Origin of the sequence: Catenulispora sp. MAP12-49 (assembly GCF_041262705.1) — a bacterium.
Lineage (GTDB): Bacteria > Actinomycetota > Actinomycetes > Streptomycetales > Catenulisporaceae > Catenulispora.
Map to the genome: position 1 here is coordinate 184,274 of NZ_JBGCCP010000014.1, position 24,925 is coordinate 209,198.

Consider the following 24,925-nt stretch of genomic DNA (forward strand, 5'->3'; position numbering starts at 1 on the left):
CACATTAACTGCAACGTGTTACAGCCAGCCTAACCACCGCCGAGTTGCCCCGGCCTGTCGGTACCTCGCCCTAGGATTCATACCGTGAGCCCCGCCAAGAAGACCCCCGAGTCCACCGCAAGCCGCCCCGTCCTGCTCCTGCTGGACGGCCATTCCCTGGCGTACCGGGCGTACTACGCGCTGAAGGAGGCCGACCTGCGCACCACCACCGGTCAGCCCACCGGCGCGGTGCAGGGGTTCACGTCGATGCTGATCAACACGCTGCGCGACGAGCAGCCCACGCACGTCGCCGTCGCCTTCGACGTCTCGCGCCAGACCTTCCGGACCGAGAAGTTCCCCGAGTACAAGGCCAATCGCTCGGCCTCCCCGGACGACTTCAAGAGCCAGATCGGGCTGATCGACGAACTGCTCGCGGGCCTGGGCATCACGGTCATCCGCAAGGAGGGCTACGAGGCCGACGACGTCATCGCGACCCTGACCACCCAGGCCGCCGCCGACGGCTACGAGGTCCGCATCCTCACCGGCGACCGGGACTCGCTCCAGCTGGTCACCGAGGACGTCACCGTGCTCTACCCCAAGCGCGGCGTGTCCGACCTGTCGCGCTTCACCCCGGCCGCGGTCGAGGAGAAGTACGAGCTCACCCCGCAGCAGTACCCCGACTTCGCCGCGCTGCGCGGCGACCCCTCGGACAACCTGCCGAACATGCCCGGCGTGGGGGAGAAGACCGCCGCCAAGTGGATCCGCGAGTTCGGCTCGCTGACCGACCTGGTGGCGCGCGCCGACGAGGTCAAGGGCAAGGCCGGGGAGACGCTGCGGGCGCACCTGGAGCAGGTGCGGCTCAACCGCGAGCTGACCGAGCTGGTCAAGGACGTGCCGCTGCTGTCGGCCCCGGCGGACCTGGCCTGGGCCTCCGAGGGCGACCCGGAGGCGGTGTACCAGCTGTTCGACGCGCTGGAGTTCTCCACCTCCATGCGCGACCGGGTCTCGCCGCTGCTGGCCTCCTCGGCCGCGGACAGCCCGGTGGGCGAGGCCGTCGAGCTGCAGGGGCAGGTGCTGGAGGCCGGGCAGCTGGCCGACTGGCTGACCGCGAACGCCCCCGGCACCGGGGCCACCGGCGTCTCGGTGCACGGCACCTGGGGCCGCGGGACCGGCGACGTCAGCGGCCTGGCTTTCGCCAGCACCGACGGCAAGGCCGCCTACGTGGACCTCACGCAGCTCGACGCCGCCGACGAGACGGTGCTGGCGGCCTGGCTGGCCGACGCCGAGCGCCCCAAGGTCCTGCACGACGCCAAGGGCCCGACCCTGGCCCTGGCCGCCCGCGGCCTCACCCTGGCCGGCGTGGTCGCCGACACCGCGCTGGAGGCCTACCTGGCCCAGTCCGGCCGCCGCTCCTTCGAGCTGGAGCCGCTGGCCGAGGAGGTCCTGGGCCGCCGCCTGACCCCGGCCGGCGCCGACGCGAACCAGGGCACGCTGTTCGCCGACGAGGACGCCGAGGCCGAGCGCCAGATGGCCGCCGCGCACGCGGTCCTGGACCTGGCCGAGGCGCTGCGCGAGAAGCTCGCCGACACCGGCGCCATGCCGCTGCTCACCGACATCGAGCTGCCGCTGGTCGGCGTGCTGGCCGAGATGGAGCAGGTCGGCATCGCCATCGACGACCGGCTGTTCCAGGACCTGGAGAAGGGCTTCACCAGCGAGGCGACCAAGGAGGTCGACGCCGCCCGCAAGGAGGCCGGTGTCGAGACCCTGAACCTGGGCTCGCCCAAGCAGCTGCAGGAAGTGCTCTTCGAGAACCTGGGCATGCCCAAGACCAAGAAGATCAAGACCGGCTACACCACCGACGCCGACTCCCTGGCGTGGCTCCAGGCCCAGACCCAGCACCCGTTCCTGGACCACCTGCTGCGCTGGCGCGAGGTGAACCGGCTGCGCACCGTGGTCGAGGGCCTGTCCAAGTCGGTCTCGGCCGACACCCGCATCCACACCACCTACAACCAGATGATCGCCGCCACCGGCCGGCTGTCCTCGGTGGACCCGAACCTGCAGAACATCCCGATCCGCACGCTGGAGGGCCAGCAGATTCGCAAGGCCTTCATCGCAGGTCCCGGCTACGAGTCCCTGATGACCGCGGACTACAGCCAGATCGAGATGCGCATCATGGCCCACCTGTCCGAGGACCAGGGCCTGATCGACGCCTTCACCTCCGGTGAGGACCTGCACAACACCGTCGCCTCCAAGGTCTTCGAAGTCGACCCGACCGCCGTCGACCCCGAGCACCGCCGCCGCATCAAGGCCATGAGCTACGGCCTGGCCTACGGCCTGTCCGCCTTCGGCCTGTCCCAGCAGCTCGGCATCGAGACCGGCGAGGCCGCCAAGATGATGGAGGACTACTTCCAGCGCTTCGGCGGCGTCCGCGACTACCTCCACGACCTGGTCGTCCAGGCCCGGGCCACCGGCTACACCGAGACCATGTTCGGCCGCCGCCGCTACCTCCCGGACCTGGCCAGCGACAACCGCCAGCGCCGCGAGATGGCCGAGCGCATGGCCCTGAACGCCCCCATCCAGGGCTCCGCCGCGGACATCATCAAGGTGGCGATGATCCGCGTCCGCGAAGCCCTGCGCGAGGAGCAGCTGAAGTCCCGCATGCTCCTGCAGGTCCACGACGAACTCGTCCTGGAGATCGCCCCCGGCGAGGCCGAGCGCGTCGAGGAACTGGTCCGCCGCGAGATGGGCTCGGCCGCCGAGCTGCGCGTGCCCCTGGACGTGTCGGTCGGCGTCGCCGCGAACTGGGCGGACGCCGCCCACTGAGGTACTTGCTTTGCGGTCTGCCGGATGCCCGGCCGGGTGCCGCGCCCGAACAGTGTCGCCGCACCCGGACCCCGCCTACGTGCTCTGAACCACCGCCCCGACCGCCTGCGCGTCCTCGGCTCCGAGCGTCGCGGCGACCGGTTCCGGCGCGGTGCGCGCCATCAGGCACGCCGTCACCGAGGCCGTCGCGGTCACCAGCGAGCACGCCGCGGCGGCCGTCACGATGGCGCCGGCCGAGTCGTGCGCGAAGCCGACGATCACCGTCGTCTCCAGCACGATGCCGCCGAGCACCACCGCCGAGACCACATGCGAGCGGCGCGCGACGCCGTCCAGCAGCGCCAGGTTCACCAGCGCCAGCAGCGCGCCCACGCTCGTGAAGACCCAGCCCTCCGCGCCGAGGTCGAAGCCGCCGGGGGTCGCGTACTTCTCCCCGAACGCCACCCCGATCAGCGGATCGCGGCCCACCCCGGCGATCGCCACCCCGAGCACCCCGATCCCGCCGGTCAGCGCCAGCGACACCAGCAGCGCACGCCGCCGCTCCACCGGCCGCGCCAGCCGCGGATACGCCAGCATCGCCACGAAACTCGGCGCGAAGAACGCCGCCCGCGCCAGCAACGCCCCGGTGTTGTACCGCCCCAGGTCGCCGTCGGTCAGGTAGCGGCTGGCCAGCAGCGTGTCGAGCACCGTCAGCAGCAGGATGCCGCCGAGCCCGCCGGTCGCGCGGAGCACCTCGGGCAGGTAGCCGTGGTGGTGGTCGCGGCGCGCCGCCGACTGCTCAGCCTCCTGCCACGCCGGTTCGGCAGCCGGTCCCGCAGGCAGCTCAGCACCCTGCCGTGCCGCCGCTCCCGGTTCCGCACCCGCCACGGCCGCGCCGGCCACCGCCTCCCCCCGCAGCAACCACCGCCCGGCCACCGCCGCGAACGCCCAAGCCGCCGTCTGCGCCGCCATCACCGTCGTCGGCGATACCTGTGCCGAAGCCGCCACCGCCCCGATCGCCAGCCGCGACCCCTGCGCGGCCAGGTACAGCACCGTCATCGTCATGAACCGCGACGTCCCCTGCGCGATCCCCAAGTACGACGCGAACACCGTGTTCGCCGCCAGCGACACCCCCGTCCACGCAACACCCCCGACCGTCACCGACGGCAGCAGCGCCGCGATCGCCGGCGCGAGGGCCACGAACACCGCCGCGACCCCCGCCGCGACCGCCAGTCCCCGCCGGCGCAGCCCGCGCACCAGCGCGGCGCGCGCTGGCTGCGGGGCGTCCGCCAGCACCGCCAGCCGTCGCGCGTTGATCGCCTGGACCGCCAGCCCCGGCACCGTCCCGATCAGGAACACCGACAGCAGCGTCCCCAGTTCCGCGTACCCGCCGGGTCCGAGCCCGCGGGAGAGCACCAGGTTGAACCCGTACGCCAGCACGTTCCCGACCCCGGTCCCCACCGCCACCAGCAGCCCGGCCGACGCCGTGCGCCGGCCCCCGCGGCGCGGGCCTCCGGAATCCTGTCCGTCCCTGGCCCTGCGGGGCATCGAGGTACCTCCGGTGCTGTGCCGCGCGTGTCGCTGTGCCACGCGTGTCTCTTGAGCGGTCACGCTAGACGACCCGGAGCCCCGCGCCCCCCAAGCTCCGCCGGGACGCGCCACGAACAACCCGAAAAGCGTCACCCGCGTGTCGGGCCCGGCCGGAGCCTCGTTGGATCGCAGTGCGCTTAGCCATCCTGAACTGGCGCGACCCCTGGCAGCAGGCCGCCGGGGGAGCGGAGACGTTCGCCCACGAGATCGCCCGGGGCTTCGCGGCGCGCGGCCACACCGTCGACTTCCTCACCTGCCGCGAACCCGGCCAGCGCCGCCGGGAACGCCGCGACGGCATCAGATGGCTGCGACGCGGCGGACGCTGGACCGTCTACCCCGCCGTCCTCGCCCGACTGATCGCGGCCCGCCTCTCCGGGCGCGGATACGACTTCGTCGTCGACTGCCAGAACGGCATCCCGTTCTTCTCCCCGCTCGCGGTCTCCCGGCGCCGCACCGGCGTGGCGATCGTCGTCCACCACGTCCACGACGGCCAGTTCGGCACCCACTTCGGCCGTCCCCTGGCCGCCCTCGGCCGCTGGCTGGAGGGCCCGGCGGCGCGCCGGGTCTACCGACGCTGCCCCGCCGTGGCGGTGTCGGCGTCCACCGTCGCCGCCATGCGGACCCGGCTGCGCTGGACCGGACCGATCGAGCTGATCCACAACGGCGTTCGCAACAGCCTTCACAGCGGCGTTCACAGCGGCGTTCACAGCGGCCTCAACGGCGGCCACGGCGTGCACAACATCGTTGCCCCACAAGGCTTTCAGCGCTTGGTTCTACCTCTGGCCGGAGAACCGGGCGTACCTCCCCGGCTGGTCGCGGTCGGCCGCCTGGTGCGCCACAAGCGCCTGGAACGGGTCGTCCGTCTGGCCGACGACCTGGCGCCGACCTGGCCCGGCATCGAGATCCACATCGTCGGCCGGGGCCCCGACGAGCCCCGGATCCGCGCCGTCGTCTCGGACCTGCGCCACGCCGACCGCGTCCACGTCCACGGCCACCTCCCCGCCGAGGCCAAGGACCGGCTCCTGGCCTCGGCCGCCCTGCACCTGTCCGCCTCCCAGGGCGAGGGCTGGGGCCTGTCCGTGTTGGAAGCCGCGGCCCTGGGCGTGCCGACCGTCGCCTACGACGTCGACGGCCTGCGCGACGCCATCCGGGACGGCACCACCGGCTGGCTCGTCGCTCCCGGCGACACGCTCGCCGACACCGTCTCCGGAGTCCTGAAGGAGCTCGACGGCGACCCGGCGCGGGCCTCGGAGGTGAGAGCGGCGTGCGTGGCGTGGGCCGGCAGGTTCGACTGGGAGCACACGCGCAACGCGATGGCGCAGTTGGCCGTCAGGAACTCGCGCACCCCCGGCACCCGCACGATCGAGTGAGCCCACGCCGGGTGGTAGCGCGGGAACACCGCCAGCGTCTCCGCGACGCCCTCCCGCTCGGCGTCCTCCACCCACCGCAGCACCCGCCCCACCGAGAGCGGGAAGAGCGTCAGGCCGTACCGGTTGGTCGGGGGAGCGCCGCGCCGCCGTTCGAACCGCCGCGCCGCCCGCTCGCCGCCGAGGTAGTGCCAGGGCGATGTCTCGTGCCCGCCCAACGGCCCCAGCCAGTTGGTGAAGCACACGAACACCAGACCGCCCGGACGGGTGACCCGCAGCATCTCCCGCAGCATGCGCCGCGGATCCGCCACGTGTTCGAGCACGTTGGAGGAGAAGCAGACGTCCACCGCCCCGTCCCGTACCGGCAGCGCCCGCGCGTCGCCGCACACGTCGCCGACCGGCCGCAGATCCACCGACGCGTACCGGGCCCCGGCCGCCCGGAAGGCCGCCGCGAAGAACCCCGGGCCGCCGCCCACGTCCAGCACCCGCTGCCCGCACACGACCGCGTGCCGGGCCACCAGCGCCACCGAGTCGGCCGCCAGCGGCTCGTAGAACGACGCCGGATCGACCTGCTCGCCCCGACAGGCCCGCACCAGCCGCACGGTCCTCCGCATCCCGAAGTACCGCCGCCACACACGCTCGCCAACCACGCCAGCACTGTCGCCACCGGGCCGGGCGCCCCGGCGACGACACGCCGCAACACCCCGTTGCGCCACCCCCGACCCCTGGCGCGCGCCAGGGGTCCGAAGCCCGGGCCGGGTATGTCAGTCCTTCACCGTCACGAAGATCGCCGTGCCCGGGATGACCCGCCCCCGCAGCGGCGACCACCCGCCCCAGACCTCCGTGAGCCCGGCCGGCCACTCCGGCTCCACCACGTCGACTACTCGCAGCCCGGCCGCGACGATCTCGCGGATCCGGTCGCCCAGCGTCCGGTGGTGCTCGGCGTAGGTCGCCAGCCCGCGCTCGTCGTACTCCACGTACGGCCTGCGGTCGAAGTAGGAGTCCCGGGCGGTGAGCCCGTGCTCGCTCGGATCGTCGGGGAAGGACCACCGGATCGGGTGGGACACCGAGAACACCCACCGGCCGCCCGGCTTCAGCACGCGCGCGGCTTCCCGCATCACCGCCGCGGAGTCCGCCACGAACGGGACCGCGCCGTACGCCGAGCACACGATGTCGAACGCCTCGTCGGCGAAGGGCAGCCGCGTGGCGTCAGCCTGCACCAGCGGCAGGCCCGAACCCGCGTCGATGCGCAGCGCGTGCGCCAACTGTCCGAACGAAAGATCGGACGCCACCGCGAACGCCCCCTGCGCCGCCAGCCAGCGCGAACACTGCGCGGCCCCGGCCCCGACCTCCAGCACCCGTTTGCCCGCCAACTCGGTCCCGAGCAGGTGGGCGTGGGCCTCGTCCAGCCCCTCCGGGCACCAGATGAACCGGTCATCGCCCAGGAACGCACCGTGTTCTGCCTGGTAATCGTCCGCGTTGGCGTCCCACCAGCCCCGGTTCGCCCGGATCGTGGCGGAATCTGACAGGTGACGGCGGGCCACGCGGACCGTATCGTTATCACCGATTCCGGGGTCGTCGGAGTTCTCCGGCGGCTCATCCGTCACGTCAGGCACTGTGCGGGCATCCTCTCACCAGCGGGTCGCCAGTCGATCACGCAGGTTGAGACTGTAGCGGGGGTGCCGTCGCTGTGCGGTGTCGCGCCGTGGGACCGTTCGGCGTCCCCGGTGGAGACGGGTATCGGATTGACCACGCGTGCGTACGACCCGTATTCTGGGCGATGCGCTGCGGGCAGGTTCTGAATCTTCTTCGCTGGATACCCGATCCTCGTCGACCGTTCGGCTTCTGACTGGTGATGGACGTGTTCGCCAGCGCCGGCATCCCCGACCGGTGGAGGCCGTCGCCCACAATGTGTCCGCATCCGGAGCCCCCTTCCCCATGACGAGCAGCACCGAGACCGCCCGAACGCCTCAGGTCGCCATCAACGACATCGGTTCGGCGGAGGAATTCCTCGCCGCGATCGACCTCACCATCAAGTACTTCAACGACGGCGACATCGTCGAGGGTGTCATCGTCAAGGTCGACCGGGATGAAGTCCTGCTCGACATCGGTTACAAGACCGAGGGTGTGATCCCGTCCAGGGAGCTCTCGATCAAGCATGACGTCGACCCGAACGAGGTCGTCGCCGTGGGCGACCACATCGAGGCCCTGGTCCTCCAGAAGGAGGACAAGGAAGGCCGCCTCATCCTGTCCAAGAAGCGCGCGCAGTACGAGCGCGCCTGGGGCACGATCGAGGAGATCAAGGAGAAGGACGGCATCGTCACCGGTACCGTCATCGAGGTCGTCAAGGGCGGCCTGATCCTGGACATCGGTCTTCGCGGCTTCCTGCCGGCCTCCCTGGTCGAGATGCGCCGCGTGCGCGACCTGCAGCCCTACGTGGGCAAGGAGCTCGAGGCCAAGATCATCGAGCTGGACAAGAACCGCAACAACGTGGTCCTGTCCCGCCGTGCCTGGCTGGAGCAGACCCAGTCCGAGGTCCGCCAGAACTTCCTCACCACCCTGCAGAAGGGCCAGGTCCGCTCCGGCGTCGTGTCGTCGATCGTGAACTTCGGCGCCTTCGTGGACCTGGGCGGCGTGGACGGCCTGGTGCACGTCTCGGAGCTGTCCTGGAAGCACATCGACCACCCCTCCGAGGTCGTCGAGGTCGGCCAGGAGGTCACGGTCGAGGTCCTGGACGTCGACATGGACCGCGAGCGCGTCTCGCTGTCCCTGAAGGCGACCATGGAGGACCCGTGGCAGACCTTCGCCCGCACCCACGCCATCGGCCAGGTCGTGCCCGGCAAGGTCACCAAGCTGGTGCCGTTCGGCGCGTTCGTCCGGGTGGACGAGGGCATCGAGGGCCTGGTCCACATCTCCGAGCTGGCCGAGCGCCACGTGGAGGTCCCGGAGCAGGTCGTCAACGTGGGCGACGAGATCTTCGTCAAGGTCATCGACATCGACCTGGACCGCCGTCGCATCTCCCTGTCGCTGAAGCAGGCCAACGAGGGCCTGACCGGCGACATCGAGACCGACCAGTTCGACCCGGCGCTGTACGGCATGGCCGCGACCTACGACGACCAGGGCAACTACATCTACCCCGAGGGCTTCGACCCGGAGACGGGCGAGTGGCTCGAGGGCTACGACGCCCAGCGCGAGGTGTGGGAGGGCCAGTACGCCGAGGCCCACGCCAAGTACGAGTCGCACCAGAAGCAGATCGCCGAGGCCCGCAAGGCCGACGCCGAGGCCGGTGTCCAGGAGAACGCCGAGGGTGCGCCCTCGTCCTACTCCTCCGGTGTCGCCGAGGAGAGCACCGGCGGTGCCCTGGCCTCCGACGAGGCCCTGGCGGCGCTGCGCGAGAAGCTGTCGGGCGGCCAGAGCTGAGGCTCACCGCTTGGGGGCTGCCGTGTAACAGCTCATAGCCAAAAGGCCCCGTCCGCCCAAAGCGGACGGGGCCTTTCGCTATTGTTTCGACGTGTATTTGACGGGATCCAGGACCGCCAAGCGCATCCAGGAAGCCAGGAGCACGCGGGAGCGGGTCCCGTTCAACGTCAAGATGCTGGGCACCGTGAGCCTGCTGACGGACGTCTCCTCGGAGATGCTGGTCGCGGTGGTCGGCTACTACCTGCTGAACGTGCTCCACGAGACGCCGACCGCGATCGGCTTCCTGGACGGCCTCTACAACGGCATCCCCGCGCTGTTGGCCATCCCCGCGGCGTACCTGTCCGACCGCTGGCAGCGCCGCAAGCTGCTGGCCGGCATCGGCTACGGCGCCTCGGCGGTGACCAAACTGGGGTTCCCGATCGTCGGCCCGTCCTTCGGCGGCCTGAGCGGGCTGCTCAGCGCGGACCGCTTCGGCAAGGGGATGCGCTCGGCGCCGCGCGACGCGCTGATCTCTTTGTCGTCCCCGCCGCAGATCCTGGGGCGCTCCTTCGGGGTGCACCGGATGCTCGACAACATCGGCGCGGCGACCGGTCCGCTCATCGCGTCCTTCGTGCTGCTTTGGACCACGAAGTTCGGGACAGAACGTAAAGCGTTCGACGCACTGTTCGTCATCGCCTTCTGCGTCGCGGCCATCGGTGTGGTGGTGTTCTGCCTCTACGTGAGCGACCACCGGGAGGAAGTGCGGGAGCGCTCCGCGGCGTCACTGAGCGCGGCCCTCGGGCTGTTGCGCCAGACGTGGTTCATCCGTACGGGTATCGCTGTGGCGCTTCTGGGGCTGGCGTGGGTGAGTGACACGTTCGTGTACCTGACGCTCGCGCACAGGATGTCGCTGAGCGCTTCGCAGTACGCGCTGCTCGCCACCGGCACCATGGGGATGTTCGTCCTCATGGCCATCCCGGTGGGGCGTCTGGCCGACCGGGTCGGGCGGTGGAAGGTGTTCGTGGTCGGGCACCTCTTGTTGGTCATCGCTTATGCGCTCCTGGCTACGAACGTCCCTGACGGCGTCTTGTTGGCCGCCGCACTCCTCCTGCCGGGCATCGCCTACGCGGCCACTGACGGCGTTCTCATGGCGTACTGCGGGCCTCGTATCCCGACGGCCCTGCGGACCTCCGGGCTCGCGGTGATGCAGTCGATCGGCGCGGTCGCCGGGTTCGTGTCGTCGGTGGCGTTCGGGGTCGCGTGGTCGCACACCGATCCCAAGACCGTCATGCTCTGGTTCGCCGGGGCCATGGCCGTCGCGATCACCGTCTCGACGCTGCTGGTGTCGCCGTGGAAGGAGCAGCACGCCGATGGCTGACCGCGCTGAGGTGGCACAGGGGTCCGAGGTCGCAGAGGGGTCCGGGGTGGCACAGGGGTCCGAGGTGGCAGAGCCGGCCGAGAGCGTCCCGGCGCCGCGCGACAACCGGGCCAAGATCCTGATCTCGTCGGTCGTGGTGCTGGTGACGATCGCCGTCGCGGCCGGGCTGGCCGCTTTCCTGGGGCGTTCCACCAAGCGCGCCGGGATAAGCGGGGGATTCACTGTCGCGGCGGGGGAGTTGACCTATCGCTCGACGGTGCTCGGGCCCGACTTCGGCAAGCTGGTGGAAGTCCGTATCGGTGCGGCGTCGACTGCGGTGCCCACCGTTTCCACCGTTCCGTGCGAACGGTCTTATACGGCCTCCCGCGTACTGCTCTGCCTGCAATCCGAGGGAAGCCTCGTGAGCCAGGCATATGCGGAGGTCTACGACAGTTCCCTTAAGCAGATCAAGAAGCTGGCCATCGCCGGTTCGCCGAACCGTGCGCGACTGTCCGCGGACGGCCGGATGGCGGCGTGGACGACCTTCGTCTACGGCGACTCCTATACGACGCCCGGCGCATCGACCCGTGCTTCGATCCTGGACCTGAAGACCGGGCAGTACGTCGACTCCCTGGAGAACTTCAACGCGTTCGTGGACGGCAAGCCCTACAAGGCCGTCGACATCAACTTCTGGGGCGTCACCTTCACCGCGGACGACAACGCCTTCTACGCGACGATGGGCAGCAACGGCAAGACGTGGCTGATGAAGGGCGACTTCAAGGCGCACACGCTGAACGCGCTGCGGGAGAACGTGGAGTGCCCTTCGCTGTCGCCGGACGGCACGCGCATCGTGTTCAAGAAGCGGGTGTCCGACGACGTCCGGCATCCTTGGCGTTTCACCGTGCTGGATCTGGCCACGATGCGGGAGACGCCGCTGGCCGAGACCCGCAGCGTCGACGACCAGGCGGCGTGGCTGGACAACGGGACGGTCATGTACGCCGTCCCGCACGACGACGATCCGGGCAGCGACCTGTACGCCGTGCCCGCGGACGGCAGCGGGGCGCCCCGGCTGCTCGCCGCCAACGGGACGTCCCCGTCGGTCACCTCCGGCTGAGGCGCGGGCCGCGGGGCCGTGAGGCCTGAGGCCTGAGGCCGAGCGGCTGATCCGAAAGCTTCTCGCCCGTCACCGTCATTCGATAGGTTGCCAGGCATGCGGACCCTTACGACCCCGGCCCAAGCCCCGGCCCCGGCATCGGCATCGGCATCGATGACGGCCCGCCGGACCCTGACGCGCATAGCCGTGCTCGGCGTCGCCTGTTCGGCGACCCTGGCGCTGGCCGCGTGCGGCGGCGGCAGCGGCAGCGGCTCGGCGAAGAAGGGCTCGTCGAGCACCACCGCCGCCGGCTCCTTCCCCGGCGCCCAGACCTCCAGCTCGCCGAGCCCGCAGCCCAGCTTCGACCCGGCCGCCGGGCCCACCATGAGCCCGGCCCAGCTGCCGAAGAACTGCGCCGGCCTGGTCACCGACGCCGACATGCAGCTGGCCCTGGGCAACCCGCTCAACGGCGGCGACTTCTTCACCGCCTTCCAGCCTACCGCCGCCAAGCAGCTGGGCCGGGTGCGCTGCCAGTACGGCGTGATCCAGGACAGCACCGGCAAGGTCACCGGCGACCAGGTCGAGATCCAGCTGGCCATCTACGCCGACCCGGCCACCGCCCAGAGCCACGGCGCCAGCACCGTCGGCGACTTCGCCGGCCAGGGCGACCAGTACGCCCCCATCGCGGTGGCCGGACACCCGGCGACGTACGTCACCGAAGCCGGCAAGGACGCGATCCTGGTGATGTACGACGGCAACCGCACCTACCTGATCACCACCGAGGAGGCGCTGGTCAAGGGCGACGACGCCAAGGCGTTCACCCTCAAGATCGCCGAGGCGCTCTACAAGCACACCACCTCGGGCCTGACGCCCGCGGCGCCGAGCGGCGGCGCGACGCCGGGAGCACCGGGAGCACCGGGCTCCTCGAGCGGGCCCGCCACACCGGGAGCACCGAGCTCCCCGAGCGGATCGGCGCCCGCGGGCAGCAGCTCCGCGCCGGCCGGCGCGCCAGCCCCCGGCGGATCCGCGCCGCCGAGTTCGGCACCGGCCGACTAGGTCTGGCCAGGTCTGGCTAGGCGGGGTGGAGAAGCTTTTTACGGCTTCGCGCAAGGTGTCACTGGTCCGGGGTCCGGTGGTGGCGGCCCTGGTGTGTCGGCTGCCGGTTTGCGTGTCCACGGTCCCGTGGCTGGTTCAGGATCCTTCGGCTCAGCTCCCTCGGGGAACTGGCGCGGCTTCATCGGGTGGCCGGGTCACCTCAATAAGCCCGCACCGCCACATCCCCGGCCGCCCGGGCCGACCCCACCAACCCCTCCGCCGACGGCGGCCAGTTCGGCGTCGAGGCGTGCGCCAACCCCGCGGGCCCGGCGGCGAAGGCGGTCAGCACGTTGTCCGTCACCCGCGCCACGACCGCCCGCGCCGCTGGCGGGGCCGGTCCCAGGTGCAGGCAGTCGCCGCTCATCACGCACGGCCAGTACGTCGTTCCGGCGTCGAACACCCCGGCGTGCGAGCTGGCCACGTAGTACGTCGTCGTGGCCATGCCGGCCTGGCCGCTCAGGAATCTGATCGGTATGGCCGCCAGGACGTCCACGTTCGGCGGGGTCGTCGGCTGGTTCACGTCCACCTGGTCGTACTCGCCGCCGACCGTGTTGCGCAGTACCTGGCCGGCGCGCACCCCGGTGCCGGCGAACAGCCACGAGGCCGGGTGCAGCACCCGCAGGGAGCCGCTGGCGCCCAGGTAGCCGTAGCCCTCGCCGATCAGCGCCGCCTCCGGGCGGTTCAGGGGCGGGGCGGACCAGTTCACCGTGGCCAGGGAGGAGTCGCGCAGGGCCGGCGGGTCGCCGGCGACCGAGCGGCGGATCACCACGCGGCGGCCCGGGCCCAGCGGGGAGCCGGTGAGGCGGGCCGCCGTGTAGACCGCGTTGGCGCCGAAGAAGGCGATGTTCACACCCGCCTGGCGCGCCGCGACCGCGCCGTCGTACATGCGCTTCGTCCAGTACTCCGAGTGCCCGCCGGTGACCACGCCCTTGTGCCGCCGCAGCTGCGCCGGGTCGGCGTCGGCGTCGACGTCCGTGAAGTAGTCGGTGTCGATGCCCAGCTTCTCGATCTCCCGTACCAGCGGCAGCTCGTACTGGTACGGCGAGTAGTACCCGCCGTCCTCGTACGGCCGGTCGAAGCTCACCTCGGTGCTGGCCGCGGCCTCGCGGGGGGAGTCGGCGTACGCCGAGTGGCCGCCGAAAGTGTTGTAGGCCTGGTACGTCAGCACACTGGCCTGGAACCCCAGCGGCGCCCGGTCGCCGTCCGCGCGCACCACCAACGGGATCGACGACGCCGTCTGCCCCGGCGCCCGCACCACCAGCAGGTAGTACCCCGGCGTCCAGCGCCCGGTGATCCGGAACGTCAGCGTCGGCCGCCACGGCGCCACGGTCAGCAGGCTCACACCGGTCACCGCGGCCCTGGTCTGCGGCCGCACGCCGATGTGCTTGGCCTGCCAGACCAGCCGGCCCTGCGCCCCGCCGTAGTACCCCATCCGGTACGCCGACAGCGAGGCCCCCGTCACCGGCCCCGGCGAGCTCAGATAAGCGGTGACCGTGTCGCCGCACCGCGCACTGTCCCGGTCCAGGTAGCCGTTCACGCTCCCGGCACGCGTGCGCTTGGCGTCCCGCCAGGCCGTCGTCCCGGGCAGCGTGTCCTCCGCGCGCAGCCAGCCGCGCCCGAGCCCGATCGGGCATCCCGCCTTGCCGGCGGACGCCGAGGACAGCGCGATCTGGTCGCCCGAGCCGAAGCCGAGACTGTCATAGGCCGCCGACTGGTTCGGCAGGTCCGCGGCGCACGCCGCGACGACCGCCGCCGCCAGACCCATCCGCATCAGCCCCATCCGCAGCAGCCGCGCGGGCAGCGGCATGCCCCGCCACAGGTTGAGCCGATCCGGGGGAGCCGCCGCAGGCACAGGCATGCGGCCTTCAGGTTCGACGTACACCGGCAGAGCGACCGGCCCCGAGCCGGCGAAGACACCGGGACCGTCCAGGCCTCCCGGCGAAGCGGCCTCGGCGCTCACGCGACCGGAACCCGAACCGCCCCGGCCCCCGGCACCACCTCTGTGCGCACTGCCTGACTCCGTTCTCCCTGCCCGCCGAGCGTCGGGCTGGTGCCATCTTGGACCAGCCGCCGTCCTCAGCCTGGCAGGCACGCGAAGCGGATCCGGCAGCGCCATCCCGTCGAGCGAACCCGTCGTGCGCACCCGTGCGAGCCCGTGTGAATCCGTCGCGCGGACCTACCCCGCCGTCGGCTTGGGCGGCCCTATCCCGACGTCGGTCTGCGCCGCCGCCGTGGAGATCAGCGCCTGCGCGCTCGGCGCCGGCCGGTGCGCCGACGGGTACAGCCGCCCGGCCGGCCCCTGCGCGTACACCCGCAGCACGTTGTCCGTCATCTCCGCCAGCAGCTTCGCCGTCCCCGGGTCCACCGGACGGTCCCCGCACATCCGTGCCATCTGGCAGTCCCAGTACGTCATCCCGCCGGCGAACACCCCGGCGCCGGAGGGGTCGGTGTAGTACGACATCGTCGCCATCGTCGACAGCCCGCTGAACACGATCGGCACCGCCGCGATCACGTCGATGTCCGGAGGCGTCGCCGCTATGTTCTTCACCGTGTCGTACTCGCCGCCCAGCGAGTTCTTCAGCACCTGGTCCTTGACCACCCCGGTCCCGGCGAAGATCCAGGAGTCCGGCTGGAGCACCCGGAACGCCCCGTTGTCCGCACCGAGCTCGCCATAGGCCGGACCCACGATCGAGGCCTCCGGCATCTGCAGCTGAGGGGAGTCCCACAGCACGGTCGCCTGCGAGGGATCGGACTTGGCCAGCGGATCCTCGTTCGCATAGCGGTAGACGACCATGCGCCGGTCCGCACCGGACGGAGAGGGCTCCAGCCGCGCGTGCCAGTAGATCTCGTTCGCGCCGAAGAAGCCGATGTTGGTGCCCTTGCCCCGCGCATATAGCGCGGCGTCGTACATGCGCCGCGTCCAGTACTCGGAGTGGCCGCCGATCAGCAGCGCCTTGTGCGCGGCGACCTGACTGGGCCGCTCGTCCACGTCTATGTCGGTGGTGTAGTCGACGTCCAGGCCGAGCTTCTCGGCCTCTTCCGCCAATGGGATGTCGTATAGAAACGGCGCGCGATAGCCGTCACCGTTGTACGGACGGTCGAAGGAGGCCACCCGCGAGCGGTCCGAACGCTTAGCGGACTGGTCCTTCGGCCCGTAGTAGAGGCTGTACCGTCCGTAGTTGTTGTACGCCTGGTAAGTGAGCACCGACGCCTGCAACAACAGCGGCGAACTCCCAGTGCCCGGCGCTCCGTTGCCCGCACTGTCGTCCCGGATGATCAGCGGGATGGCGTCCCCCTCGTCATCCGGCTTGGCGCGGACGACGAGCAGGTAGTAGCCCGGCGTCCAGGCCGGCGTGACCTGGATGTGCGCGGCGACCGGCCACGAGGCCTCGACCGTGTACGTCGGCGCACCGGAGTACTTCACCGGACTGGCACTGACCGGGACGTGCGAGGCGCTCCACACCACGCGTCCCCCCGCGCCGCCGTACCAGCCCATCCGGTAGGCGGTCACGGAGGCGGAGGACACGTAGCCGGACAAGTGCAGGGCCAGGGTGTCCCCACAGGCCGCGCTCACTTTGTCCAGATATCCAGCCACCGTGGAGGTGTCCGCGTCGAAGCTGGACCGCCACGAGGAGTCACCGGCCTTGGCGTTCTCGATCTTGGACCAGCCGGCCGGCCGGACCACCGCCGCGCACGGCGCGGAGGAAGGCTTGGTACGGTCCGCAGGAAGCTTCCCATAGGGATTGGGCTGTTCCGGGGTCTGCGTCGTGACCTTCACCGGCGGCCCGGCACTGACCGCGGCCGGGGCCGCGGTCCCGGTGCAGCCGTAGCCCAGGGCGAACACCGCGGCGGCGAAGGCCGTGGAACCGGTGACGGTCACCCAGCGCGGCATCCCCTTAGCGTTTCCCGTCGCGGCATCCCGCGCAGACGGCTCGTCCATTCGCTCCCGTTCATTTCCGCATCAAGCACTGGTGACCCAAAGCGTGCAGCGCCACGTTAGCCTTCTGCAGACGGCGCCCGCGAACAGACGACAGCCAGCCGAACGGAGCCCTATGCACAAGGACCAGCCGACCACGCTCAACGTCGGCCTGACCGGCGGCATCGGCTCGGGCAAGAGCGAAGTCCTCAACAGGCTCAAGGCCCTCGGCGCCACCGTGGTCGACGCCGACCTGGCCGCGCGCCAGGTGGTCGAACCCGGCACCGACGGATATGACGCCGTGGTCGCGGAGTTCGGTTCCGAGGTGGTCGCCCCCGACGGCCGGCTGGACCGGCCCAAACTGGGCGCGATCGTGTTCGCCGACCCCGACCGGCGGGCCGCGCTCAACGCGATCGTGCACCCCCTGGTCGGCGCATTGATGGCCGAATGGGCGAATGCGGCACCGGCAGGGGGCATCGTCGTCTACGATATTCCGCTGTTGGTCGAGGGTGGGGCGGATCGCGGTTACGCGGCCGTGATCGTGGTCGACGCCGACGACGAGGTTCGATACGCGCGACTGCTTGCCAACCGCGGCATGTCCAGACAGGACGCGGCCGCACGGATGGCAGCGCAGGCGACACGTGAGGACCGGTTGGCGGCGGCGGATTACGTGATCGCAAACAACGGGTCGCTCGCAGACCTCGATCAGGAAACGGATCGAGTGTGGTCCGAACTGCTCACCCTCCGCGATTCAACCATCCGATAGGTTTAGCCGGTGACATCCCTTCCCACGCAGTCCGCTGAGCCGCAAGCCGCCGAGCCCGAGCCGGCGACGGTCTCAGCCGGCGCCGTCGAAGCCCCGGCCGACGTGCGCAAGCGCCCTCCATTGCCGGTCGCTCTGGTGCTCGCGGCCCGGCCGCGGCAGTGGGTCAAGAACGTGCTGGTTCTGGCGGCCCCGCTGGCCGCGGCCAAGCTCGGCCACACCGATGTGCTGCGGACCTCGGCGATCGCGTTCGTCGCGTTCTGCTTCGCCGCCTCGTGCATCTACTTCATCAACGACGTCATGGACGTCGAGTCCGACCGGCGCCACCCCAAGAAGCGCTTCCGCCCCATCGCCGCCGGCTGGGTCCCGATCCCGATGGCCATCGTGGCCGGCGTGGTGAGCGGCCTGATCGGCCTGGGCGTGGCGGCCACCGCGAACTGGACCACGGTCGGCGTCGTGGCCGTCTACATGGCGCTGCACATCGTGTACTCGATGTGGTTCAAGCACGTGCCGGTCCTGGACCTGGCCATGGTCGCCTCCGGCTTCCTGCTGCGCGCCATCGTCGGCGGCGTGGCGGCGAACCTGGAGCTGTCCCAGTGGTTCCTGCTGACCACCGGCTTCGGCTCGCTGTTCATGGTCGCCGGCAAGCGCTACTCCGAGATGGTGCTGATGGGGGAGGACGCCGCTTCCTCCCGCAAGTCGCTGCAGGAGTACTCGCAGACGTACTTGCGGTTCGTGTGGCAGGCCGCGGCCACGGTGACGATGGTCACCTACTCGCTGTGGGCCTTCCAGCTCGCCTCCACCCCCGACATCGCGCACAAGTCGGCCAAGCCGTGGCTGGAGATCTCGGTCATCCCCTGGGTCTTCATCTTCCTGCGCTACTCGATGTTCGTCGACACCGGCCGTGCCGGGGAGCCCGAGGACGTCGTCCTGAAGGACCGCGTCATCATGGGTATCGGGGCCGTGTGGCTCGCGGTGTTCGCCACCGGCGTGATCCTGGTCGGCGCGCGCGGCTGAGCCCGGGTCGGGCCCCCGGCTCGCCGGCCGGGGGCCCCACCGCAGTACCGAATGTCGAAATGAATATAGGGACGTGAGAGACGTGGCAGTGCCACAGGAGAGTTCAACCGGCACCGGCGTGCACCCGGAGCGCCTCTACGGCTGGGGCATGACCAGCCCCTCGGTCGCCGACGTCGCCGACCCCACGGCGATCGAGCAGCTGGCCGAACTGGTCGCCGGCGCCGGCCCGCGCGGCGTCATCGCCCGCGGCCTGGGCCGCTCCTACGGCGACCCGGCCCAGAACGGCGGCGGCCGGGTGGTGCGCACCACCTCGCTGGACAAGATCCTGAACATCGACATCGAGCACGGGATCGTCACCGCCCAGGCCGGCGTCAGCCTGCACCAGCTGATGAACACGATGCTGCCGCTGGGCTGGTTCGTCCCGGTCACCCCCGGCACCCGCTACGTCACCGTCGGCGGCGCGATCGGCGCCGACATCCACGGCAAGAACCACCACAGCGCCGGCACCTTCAGCCAGCACGTGCTGTCCATGGACCTGCTCGGCGCCGACGGCCAGATCCGCACCCTCACCCCGGCCACCGAGCCCGAGCTGTTCTGGGCCACCGCCGGCGGCATGGGCCTGACCGGCATCGTCACCCAGGCCACCATCGCCTTCAAGAAGGTCGAGACGGCCCGCATCAAGGCCGACATCTGGCGCGCCCCGGACCTGGACGGCGTCCTGGCAGAGCTGGCCGCCACCGACGAGAAGTACCCCTACACGGTGGCCTGGATCGACTGCCTGTCCACCGGCCGCAACCTCGGCCGCTCGGTCCTGACCTGCGGCGACTTCGCCAAGCTGGACGAGCTCCCGGCCAAGGTCCGCAAGGCCCCCCGCAAGTTCGCCCCGCTGTCCCTGGGCAAGGTCCCCCCGGTCCCGGTCAGCGGCCTGCTGAACAAGATGACCGGCCGCGCCTTCAACGAGATGTGGTTCCGCAAGGCCCCGGTCCGCAAGGAAGGCGTCATCCAGGGCGTCGGCGCCTTCTTCCACCCGCTGGACGGGATCATGGAGTGGAACCGCGTCTACGGCCCGGCAGGCTTCCTGCAGTGGCAGTTCGTGGTCCCCTTCGGGGCCGAGGACACCCTGCGCCGCATCGTCGAGCAGATCTCCACCCACGGCGCCCCCGCGGCCCTGACCGTCCTCAAGCGCTTCGGCGAGGGCAGCCCCGGCTACCTGTCGTTCCCGACCAAGGGCTGGACCCTGGCCCTGGACTTCCCGACCAACACCCCGGGCCTGGCCCAGCTGCTCGACGACCTGGACGAGAAGGTCCTGGAAGCCGGCGGCCGCCTGTACCTGGCGAAGGACTCGCGGATGCGCCCGGAGCTGATGGCCGAGATGTACCCGCGCCTGGAGGCGTTCCGCAAGCTGCGGGCCGAGATCGACCCGCACCAGGTGTTCATGTCCGACCAGGCGCGCCGCCTGCACCTGTAACGGCCCAGCACGTAACTTCGCAGGGCCTTTACAGCAACAACGATTGGAACAACGGATATGAAGGACTCCCTGGGCGCGGCCCAGTCACTGCTGGTGCTCGGCGGCTCCTCGGACATCGCCATGGCCACGGCCCGCAAGATGGCCGCCACCCGCACCAAGAAGATCCACCTCGCCGGCCGCCCCTCCCAGCGCCTGGAGGACAACGCCGCCGAACTGCGCAACCTCGGCGCCGACGTCGACGTCGTCGCCTTCGACGCCGCCGCCACCGACGACCACGACAAGGTCCTGTCCCAGGTCTTCGCCGGCGGCGACATCGACGTGGTCCTGATGGCCTTCGGCGTCCTGGGCGACCAGGCCGAGGACGAGAAGGACCCGGCCCGCGCCGCCGCCGTCGCCCACGTGAACTACACCGGCGCGGTCTCCAGCGGCATCGTGGTCGCCCAGGCCCTGAAGAAGCAGGGACACGGAGCACTCGTCGTCCTGTCCTCCGTCGCGGGCGAGCGCGCCCGCCGCTCCAACTTCATCTACGGCTCCTCCAAGGCCGGCCTCGACGCCTTCGCCCAGGGCCTCGGCGACAGCCTGGTCGGCACCGGCGTCCACGTCATGGTGGTCCGCCCCGGCTTCGTCGACACCAAGATGACCCACGGCATGGAGAAGGCCCCCCTGGCCACCACCCCCGACGCCGTCGCCGACGCCATCATCACGGGCCTGCGCCGCGGCTCCCACACCGTCTGGGCCCCGGGCGCCTTCCGCTACGTGATGTCGGGCCTGCGCCACGTCCCCCGCCCGATCTTCCGCAAGCTGCCGCTGTAGCCCGGGCACGCACACAGCGAACGGCGCGCGCCGGGGACCACATCCCCGGCGCGCGCCGCATTTTCATCACCGCACCAACAACCAGTCGACCGCGGCGGGGAAGTCAGCCGCCGTATGCCAGGTCCCCGGCACATCAGCAGCCTGCGAGTACTCCCCGGTCTTCACCCGAATGGCCCTGATATCCACCCCCGCAGCCCCGATAACATCCTTCTCAGGCCGGTCCCCGACCACCACGCACCGCGAAGCTCCTACTCCAAGCCCATCGAGAGCCGCCAAAAAAGGCGCCGAATCCGGCTTGCGCACCCTCCGCCCACCCAGGGCGTCCGAGACGACGACGCACTCGAAGAACGCGGACAAGCCCAAAGCCCGCACCTTCCACGCCTGCATCTCCACATCCCCATCAGTCACCACCGCGAGCCGCACCCCCGCCACACAGGCGGTGCTGAACAAGCTCGGGGTGAACTCGCGGCTGCAGGCGGCGGCGTGCGCGGTGAGCTATGGGCTGGTCAAGCCGCCGGTGTGACGGCCGGTATCGCCATCAAGCCCGCGAAGCATCAGGCGCCCGAAGGCATCACGCCCGAAGGCGCCGGGGCGGCCGATCCTCCCACAGCTCAGCCACCCCGGCGGGTCCGCGTCCTGCCGGCAGTGTCAGGACGCGGAGTCTTTTGTGAATATCAGTACACAGAGACTTATCTCAGTAACAGAGTCTTATCAGCGCACAGATACTCAAACGCGGGCCAGTGTCGCCCGCCGTGCCGAGGCCGGCACCGGAGCCGGCTCCGGGAAGTGATCCTGCGGCCGCTCCACGCCGAACCGCTCCCGCAACGTGCCCAGGTCATACTCGGTACGGAAAAGCCCGCGCCGTTGGAGCACCGGGACCACCTGGTCGACGAACGCGGCCAGCCCTCCCGGCAGGATCGGCGGCGCGACGGTGAAGCCGTCGGCGGCCCCGGCCTGCGCCCATTCCTGCATCGAGTCGGCGATCTGCTCCGGCGTGCCGACCACCGCGCGGTAGCCGCGTCCGCCGCCGAGGCGCGCGACGATCTGCCGGACCGTCAGCCGCTCGCGGATCGCCAGGTCGGTGATCTGTATTGTCGACCAAGAGCTTGCGAACCGGTGGTCGGCGAGTTCCTCCTCGCGCGGCAACAGGCCCGCGGGGATGGGCCGGTCGGGTTCGAGCCCTGACACGTCGACGTCCAGCAGGTCCGACAGCTGGCTCACGCCGGGCTCGACCAGCTGCAGCTCGCTCAGCTCCCGGGCCAGGCGCCGGGCCTCGGTCTCGGTGGAGCCGATGACCGGGGCGATGCCCGGCATGATGACCGGGACGTCCGCCTCCCGGCCGTAGGCGGCGGCCCGCGACTTCACCTCCAGGGCGAACGCCGCGGCGTCGCCGAGGTTCTGCTGGGCGGTGAGCACGACTTCGGCGTAGCGGGCCGCGAACTCCTGGCTGACGGCCGAGGAGGCGGAGTGCACGAGCAACGGCCAGCCCTGAGGCGTGCGCTGGACGTTCAGCGGTCCTCGGACCTTGAAGAACAGCCCCGTGTGCTCCACCTCGCGGATGCGCGCGGGGTCGGCGTAGCGGCCGGTGCGGCGGTCGTGGACGACGGCGTCGTCGGCCCAGCTGTCCCACAGCTGCGTGGTGACGTCCAGGAACTCCGCCGCGCGCTCGTAGCGCACCGCGTGCTCGACCGGCTCGTCCAGGTTGAAGTTGGCGGCCTCGGCCAGATCGCCCCCGGCGGCCACGTTCCAGCCGGCCCGCCCGTGCGAGATGTGGTCCAGCGAGGCCAGGCTGCGCGCCAGGATGTAGGGCTCGTAGAAGGTGGTCGAGGCGGTGGCGATCAGGCCGATGTGCTCGGTGGCGGTGGCCAGCGCGGTCAGCAGCGTCAGCGGCTCCAGCCCGGCGGCCACGGTCGCGTCGGGCCGGCTGCGCAGGGCAAGGCTGTCGCCGAGGAAGACGGCGTCGAACAGCCCCCGCTCGGCGGTCCGGGCGAGCTCGATGTGGTAGTCGACGTCCAGGACGCGGTGGCCGCCGCTGTCGGGATGCCGCCAGGCCGCGTCATGGTGGCCGGGGGCGTGCAGAAATGCGTTCAGATGGAGCCGGCGTGGCGTGCGTGCGGGCATGAGAGTGCTCCCCGGAATGCGATTCTTCGGTGGCGGAGAAAAGTGGGCTCCGAATATTTCGGAGGCAGAAACTAATGCCTCTGGAGGACGCCTCAAGCCCAGCTCAGGGGCGATGCGGCCTCATACGCACGCAGGACAGATCGCGCTCGCGGTCCGGCGCAGATCGACGTGACGGCGAGCCACGAGAATGGTGGCGCGTCTCATGTTCTGAGAATGACATCACAAGTCAGTGAACGTCAATATCGCGGGATATCCGTCTCAGTATTCGGCGCGATCTGGCGCGATGTGGCGGGACCTGGCGGACGTCGGCGGGCCGGCGTCACCGGCTTTCAAGTGGCCCACAGGCGCGAGCCCTGATCGGCCCTATCAGGGCGCGCCGGCCGACCGTAGTGTTCGGATCATGTCCTACCCCTCACCCCGCTACTTCGCCGACCAGGGCGAAGTCAGTGCCACGTTCCGCACCTCCGACGCCGACCTCGAGCTCAACATCGGCACCGCCTCCCGCGTCAGCCTGCTGTCGACCGGCCAGAGCACCGAAGGCCTGTACGGGCTGTACCGGTGGGACATGCTCCCGGGCACGCCGCAGACCACGACGTCGGCCGGCCACTTCCACAAGACCTTCTCCGAGGCGTTCTACATCCTGGACGGCAGCGTCGCCCTGTACGACGGCGACACCTGGCGCGAGGCGAGCGCGGGCGACTACCTCTTCGTGCCGCCCGGCGGCGTGCACAGCTTCGCGAACACCTCGGGGGAGGCGGCTTCGATGCTGGTGCTGTTCGCGCCCGGCGCGCCGCGCGAGCCGTATTTCGAGGAGCTCGCGGCGATCCGGGGCGAGGGGCGGCAGCTGTCGGAGCAGGAGTGGACCGAGCTGTACGCGCGGCACGATCAGTTCATGGTGTGAGGCCGCAGCGCGTGAAGCTCGCGCACCGGCTTGGACTCGGCGTCGAAAGCGACGAAGACGTCTTCGGTGCCGAGGTGGAACGGGTCGTCTGCAGCGACGCCGGCCAGGGCGCCGACGCCGAACCGCACCTTTGCCTTCGCGGTACGCAGGTGGATCGCCAGCGGAACGAAGAGCGCTGAGTGCGGCTCGTCCGAATCCCACTGGATCGCGGCGGATTCGATCGGCTCCCCGATGAGACCGGCCCACGCTGGATTCATCGTGAGCGTGCACCGCGCGTTGGTGCCCCCGTCCTCGGGGGCGAGCACGTGATCGGTGAGCGGCGAGCGGTGGAGCTCGATCCCGTAGTACTCGAAGGTGTGGTCCCAGACCGCCGAGTGCTGCTCGCCGCCGGCCATCAGCAGCTCGACGCCCATTGTCGGCTGGTGCCAGCCGTCGTAGTCCCAGTCCTCGGGCTCCGTGCCGTCCTCGCCGCCGCTCGTTTCCACTCCCGCGCCCGCCTGCCACCGAGTAATCTCTAGCGCCTTGGCTTGCCGGCGCGCAGGGAGAGTGTGGTCGGCGTCGGTGCCCCGCCCTCGACGAAGCGTTCGAGGACCAGGCCGGCGTCCGTCACCATGTGCAGCAGATCGGTCAGCGGCCAGTGTGTCGCGCCGACCTTGGCGCGGATCCCGTTCGAGGTCCAGGAGTCCTTCGTCCAATATCCGGTGCCGAGGTAGCCGGGCCGGATGACCGTGGCTTCGGGGGCTGTCCGATCGACGAAGCCGCCGCAGAAGCAGGGGTGGACGCCGATGTGGATGAACGTTCCGCCGGGTCGCAGAACCCTTGCGGCCTGGGCGAGGACCTGGGCGTAGCCCGGCATGTCGGTGTGAACCATGACCGCGATCACCGCGTCGAGGGTACGCGTCCTGATGGGGAGGTGCTGGGCGTCGGCCCGGACGACGGGGAGGCGGTCGGCGGCGTGGGCCAGCATGGCGGAGGAGAGGTCGACGCCGACGGGTGTCCAGCCCAGGCCGCGGACGGTTGCCGCGTGGGTCGTAAGCGGCGGGCGTGGAGTGCGACATGCGTTCCACGGTGTCGGATGCTGCGCTCGGGCCGTTGCCGGTTCGCTCCGGGCGATCGCACGCCACCCTCGAACAGCCCTCCGAGCAGCCCTCTGACCAGCCCTCTGACCAGCCCGAATCCCACCCCATCCCGCCGATCGCTCACAGCGAACAGCTCCCCGGGAACACCAGTGGGCTCACAGACATTGA

The 24,925-nt window shown here is 70.7% G+C and carries 21 protein-coding genes and 1 pseudogene; 12 read left to right on the forward strand and 10 right to left on the reverse strand.

Annotated elements, in window-relative coordinates:
* The first annotated feature begins 84 nt into the window (after nucleotides 1-84).
* Nucleotides 85-2,802 (forward strand): DNA polymerase I, encoded by a 2,718-nt coding sequence (gene polA / locus ABIA35_RS25065; protein WP_370359516.1) that lies wholly within the window; start codon nucleotides 85-87, stop codon nucleotides 2,800-2,802.
* A 75-nt stretch (nucleotides 2,803-2,877) separates the two neighbouring features.
* Here polA and ABIA35_RS25070 read toward each other — a convergent pair whose 3' ends face one another.
* On the reverse strand, nucleotides 2,878-4,368 hold the full coding sequence (locus tag ABIA35_RS25070; RefSeq protein ID WP_370359517.1) for a hypothetical protein: 1,491 nt from the start codon (nucleotides 4,366-4,368) through the stop codon (nucleotides 2,878-2,880).
* 131 nt (nucleotides 4,369-4,499) lie between these two features.
* Here ABIA35_RS25070 and ABIA35_RS25075 point away from each other — a divergent pair, with 131 nt between their 5' ends.
* The gene (locus ABIA35_RS25075) at nucleotides 4,500-5,738 is read left to right on the forward strand and encodes a glycosyltransferase family 4 protein (RefSeq protein ID WP_370359518.1); all 1,239 of its coding nucleotides are present in this window, start codon (nucleotides 4,500-4,502) and stop codon (nucleotides 5,736-5,738) included.
* 233 nt (nucleotides 5,739-5,971) lie between these two features.
* Here ABIA35_RS25075 and ABIA35_RS25080 read toward each other — a convergent pair.
* Nucleotides 5,972-6,349: pseudogene (locus ABIA35_RS25080) on the reverse strand (class I SAM-dependent methyltransferase); the annotation flags it as partial.
* Between the two features lie 150 nt (nucleotides 6,350-6,499).
* Nucleotides 6,500-7,351, reverse strand: a complete 852-nt coding sequence (locus ABIA35_RS25085; RefSeq protein ID WP_370344899.1) for a class I SAM-dependent methyltransferase — start codon at nucleotides 7,349-7,351, stop codon at nucleotides 6,500-6,502.
* Between the two features lie 322 nt (nucleotides 7,352-7,673).
* Between ABIA35_RS25085 and rpsA the strand changes: the two genes are divergently transcribed.
* The 4 genes from rpsA (at nucleotide 7,674) to ABIA35_RS25105 (ending at nucleotide 12,640) form a co-directional block, all read left to right on the forward strand.
* Entirely contained in the window at nucleotides 7,674-9,155 is a 1,482-nt protein-coding gene (gene rpsA, locus ABIA35_RS25090; protein WP_370344900.1) for a 30S ribosomal protein S1, read from the forward strand.
* Nucleotides 9,156-9,246: 91 nt separating this feature from the next.
* Complete coding sequence (locus ABIA35_RS25095) at nucleotides 9,247-10,512, forward strand: MFS transporter (RefSeq protein WP_370344901.1); 1,266 nt, start codon at nucleotides 9,247-9,249, stop codon at nucleotides 10,510-10,512.
* Nucleotides 10,505-11,605, forward strand: coding sequence for a TolB family protein (locus ABIA35_RS25100; protein ID WP_370359519.1), 1,101 nt, complete (start codon nucleotides 10,505-10,507; stop codon nucleotides 11,603-11,605). The genes ABIA35_RS25095 and ABIA35_RS25100 overlap by 8 nt, the downstream gene beginning before the upstream one ends.
* A 96-nt stretch (nucleotides 11,606-11,701) precedes the next feature.
* Complete coding sequence (locus ABIA35_RS25105) at nucleotides 11,702-12,640, forward strand: hypothetical protein (protein ID WP_370359520.1); 939 nt, start codon at nucleotides 11,702-11,704, stop codon at nucleotides 12,638-12,640.
* 199 nt (nucleotides 12,641-12,839) lie between these two features.
* On the opposite strand, the gene ABIA35_RS25110 is transcribed toward ABIA35_RS25105, so the two are convergent.
* Both ABIA35_RS25110 and ABIA35_RS25115 read right to left on the reverse strand, forming a co-directional pair.
* Nucleotides 12,840-14,639 carry a N,N-dimethylformamidase beta subunit family domain-containing protein gene (locus ABIA35_RS25110; RefSeq protein ID WP_370344905.1) on the reverse strand — a complete coding sequence of 600 codons (1,800 nt, stop codon included), beginning with the start codon at nucleotides 14,637-14,639 and terminating at the stop codon, nucleotides 12,840-12,842.
* A gap of 216 nt (nucleotides 14,640-14,855) precedes the next feature.
* Complete coding sequence (locus ABIA35_RS25115) at nucleotides 14,856-16,619, reverse strand: N,N-dimethylformamidase beta subunit family domain-containing protein (protein WP_370344906.1); 1,764 nt, start codon at nucleotides 16,617-16,619, stop codon at nucleotides 14,856-14,858.
* A gap of 112 nt (nucleotides 16,620-16,731) precedes the next feature.
* On the opposite strand from ABIA35_RS25115, the gene coaE reads away from it, so the two are divergent.
* From coaE to ABIA35_RS25135, 4 genes are all read left to right on the forward strand, one after another.
* Nucleotides 16,732-17,361: a dephospho-CoA kinase gene (gene coaE, locus ABIA35_RS25120; RefSeq protein WP_370344907.1), complete on the forward strand. Its 630-nt coding sequence runs from the start codon at nucleotides 16,732-16,734 to the stop codon at nucleotides 17,359-17,361.
* A 9-nt stretch (nucleotides 17,362-17,370) separates the two neighbouring features.
* Nucleotides 17,371-18,375 (forward strand): decaprenyl-phosphate phosphoribosyltransferase, encoded by a 1,005-nt coding sequence (locus ABIA35_RS25125; protein WP_370344908.1) that lies wholly within the window; start codon nucleotides 17,371-17,373, stop codon nucleotides 18,373-18,375.
* Nucleotides 18,376-18,457: 82 nt separating this feature from the next.
* Nucleotides 18,458-19,843 (forward strand): FAD-binding protein, encoded by a 1,386-nt coding sequence (locus ABIA35_RS25130; protein WP_370344909.1) that lies wholly within the window; start codon nucleotides 18,458-18,460, stop codon nucleotides 19,841-19,843.
* 57 nt (nucleotides 19,844-19,900) lie between these two features.
* Entirely contained in the window at nucleotides 19,901-20,656 is a 756-nt protein-coding gene (locus tag ABIA35_RS25135; protein ID WP_370344910.1) for a decaprenylphospho-beta-D-erythro-pentofuranosid-2-ulose 2-reductase, read from the forward strand.
* A 66-nt stretch (nucleotides 20,657-20,722) separates the two neighbouring features.
* Here the strand turns inward: ABIA35_RS25135 and ABIA35_RS25140 are convergent, their stop codons facing one another.
* Complete coding sequence (locus ABIA35_RS25140; protein WP_370344975.1) at nucleotides 20,723-21,043, reverse strand: HAD family hydrolase; 321 nt, start codon at nucleotides 21,041-21,043, stop codon at nucleotides 20,723-20,725.
* Here ABIA35_RS25140 and ABIA35_RS25145 point away from each other — a divergent pair.
* Nucleotides 20,952-21,179: a hypothetical protein gene (locus ABIA35_RS25145; RefSeq protein ID WP_370344982.1), complete on the forward strand. Its 228-nt coding sequence runs from the start codon at nucleotides 20,952-20,954 to the stop codon at nucleotides 21,177-21,179. The genes ABIA35_RS25140 and ABIA35_RS25145 overlap by 92 nt on opposite strands.
* A 203-nt stretch (nucleotides 21,180-21,382) precedes the next feature.
* Here ABIA35_RS25145 and ABIA35_RS25150 read toward each other — a convergent pair whose 3' ends face one another.
* Both ABIA35_RS25150 and ABIA35_RS25155 read right to left on the reverse strand, forming a co-directional pair.
* Nucleotides 21,383-22,777, reverse strand: a complete 1,395-nt coding sequence (locus ABIA35_RS25150) for an LLM class flavin-dependent oxidoreductase (RefSeq protein ID WP_370344911.1) — start codon at nucleotides 22,775-22,777, stop codon at nucleotides 21,383-21,385.
* Nucleotides 22,778-22,897: 120 nt separating this feature from the next.
* A complete protein-coding gene (locus ABIA35_RS25155) occupies nucleotides 22,898-22,981 on the reverse strand; it encodes a putative leader peptide (RefSeq protein ID WP_370344976.1) in 84 nt (27 codons plus the stop codon).
* Between the two features lie 196 nt (nucleotides 22,982-23,177).
* On the opposite strand from ABIA35_RS25155, the gene ABIA35_RS25160 reads away from it, so the two are divergent.
* Nucleotides 23,178-23,678 carry a cupin domain-containing protein gene (locus ABIA35_RS25160; protein WP_370344912.1) on the forward strand — a complete coding sequence of 167 codons (501 nt, stop codon included), beginning with the start codon at nucleotides 23,178-23,180 and terminating at the stop codon, nucleotides 23,676-23,678.
* Here ABIA35_RS25160 and ABIA35_RS25165 read toward each other — a convergent pair.
* Nucleotides 23,663-24,163, reverse strand: a complete 501-nt coding sequence (locus ABIA35_RS25165) for a hypothetical protein (RefSeq protein ID WP_370344913.1) — start codon at nucleotides 24,161-24,163, stop codon at nucleotides 23,663-23,665. The two genes, ABIA35_RS25160 and ABIA35_RS25165, sit on opposite strands and share 16 nt — an antisense overlap.
* Before the next feature lie 29 nt (nucleotides 24,164-24,192).
* Nucleotides 24,193-24,855, reverse strand: a complete 663-nt coding sequence (locus ABIA35_RS25170; protein WP_370344977.1) for a class I SAM-dependent methyltransferase — start codon at nucleotides 24,853-24,855, stop codon at nucleotides 24,193-24,195.
* Nucleotides 24,856-24,925 lie beyond the last annotated feature (70 nt).

Bases quoted from the DNA above. Each gene is read 5' to 3' on its own strand.
- ABIA35_RS25135 (WP_370344910.1), top strand. From the start codon at position 19,901: ATGAAGGACTCCCTGGGCGCGGCCCAGTCACTGCTGGTGCTCGGCGGC.
- ABIA35_RS25105 (WP_370359520.1), top strand. From the start codon at position 11,702: ATGCGGACCCTTACGACCCCGGCCCAAGCCCCGGCCCCGGCATCGGCA.
- rpsA (WP_370344900.1), top strand. From the start codon at position 7,674: ATGACGAGCAGCACCGAGACCGCCCGAACGCCTCAGGTCGCCATCAAC.
- ABIA35_RS25150 (WP_370344911.1), bottom strand. From the start codon at position 22,777: ATGCCCGCACGCACGCCACGCCGGCTCCATCTGAACGCATTTCTGCAC.
- ABIA35_RS25140 (WP_370344975.1), bottom strand. From the start codon at position 21,043: ATGCAGGCGTGGAAGGTGCGGGCTTTGGGCTTGTCCGCGTTCTTCGAG.
- ABIA35_RS25155 (WP_370344976.1), bottom strand. From the start codon at position 22,981: ATGAGACGCGCCACCATTCTCGTGGCTCGCCGTCACGTCGATCTGCGC.
- ABIA35_RS25100 (WP_370359519.1), top strand. From the start codon at position 10,505: ATGGCTGACCGCGCTGAGGTGGCACAGGGGTCCGAGGTCGCAGAGGGG.
- coaE (WP_370344907.1), top strand. From the start codon at position 16,732: ATGCACAAGGACCAGCCGACCACGCTCAACGTCGGCCTGACCGGCGGC.
- ABIA35_RS25115 (WP_370344906.1), bottom strand. From the start codon at position 16,619: ATGGACGAGCCGTCTGCGCGGGATGCCGCGACGGGAAACGCTAAGGGG.
- ABIA35_RS25160 (WP_370344912.1), top strand. From the start codon at position 23,178: ATGTCCTACCCCTCACCCCGCTACTTCGCCGACCAGGGCGAAGTCAGT.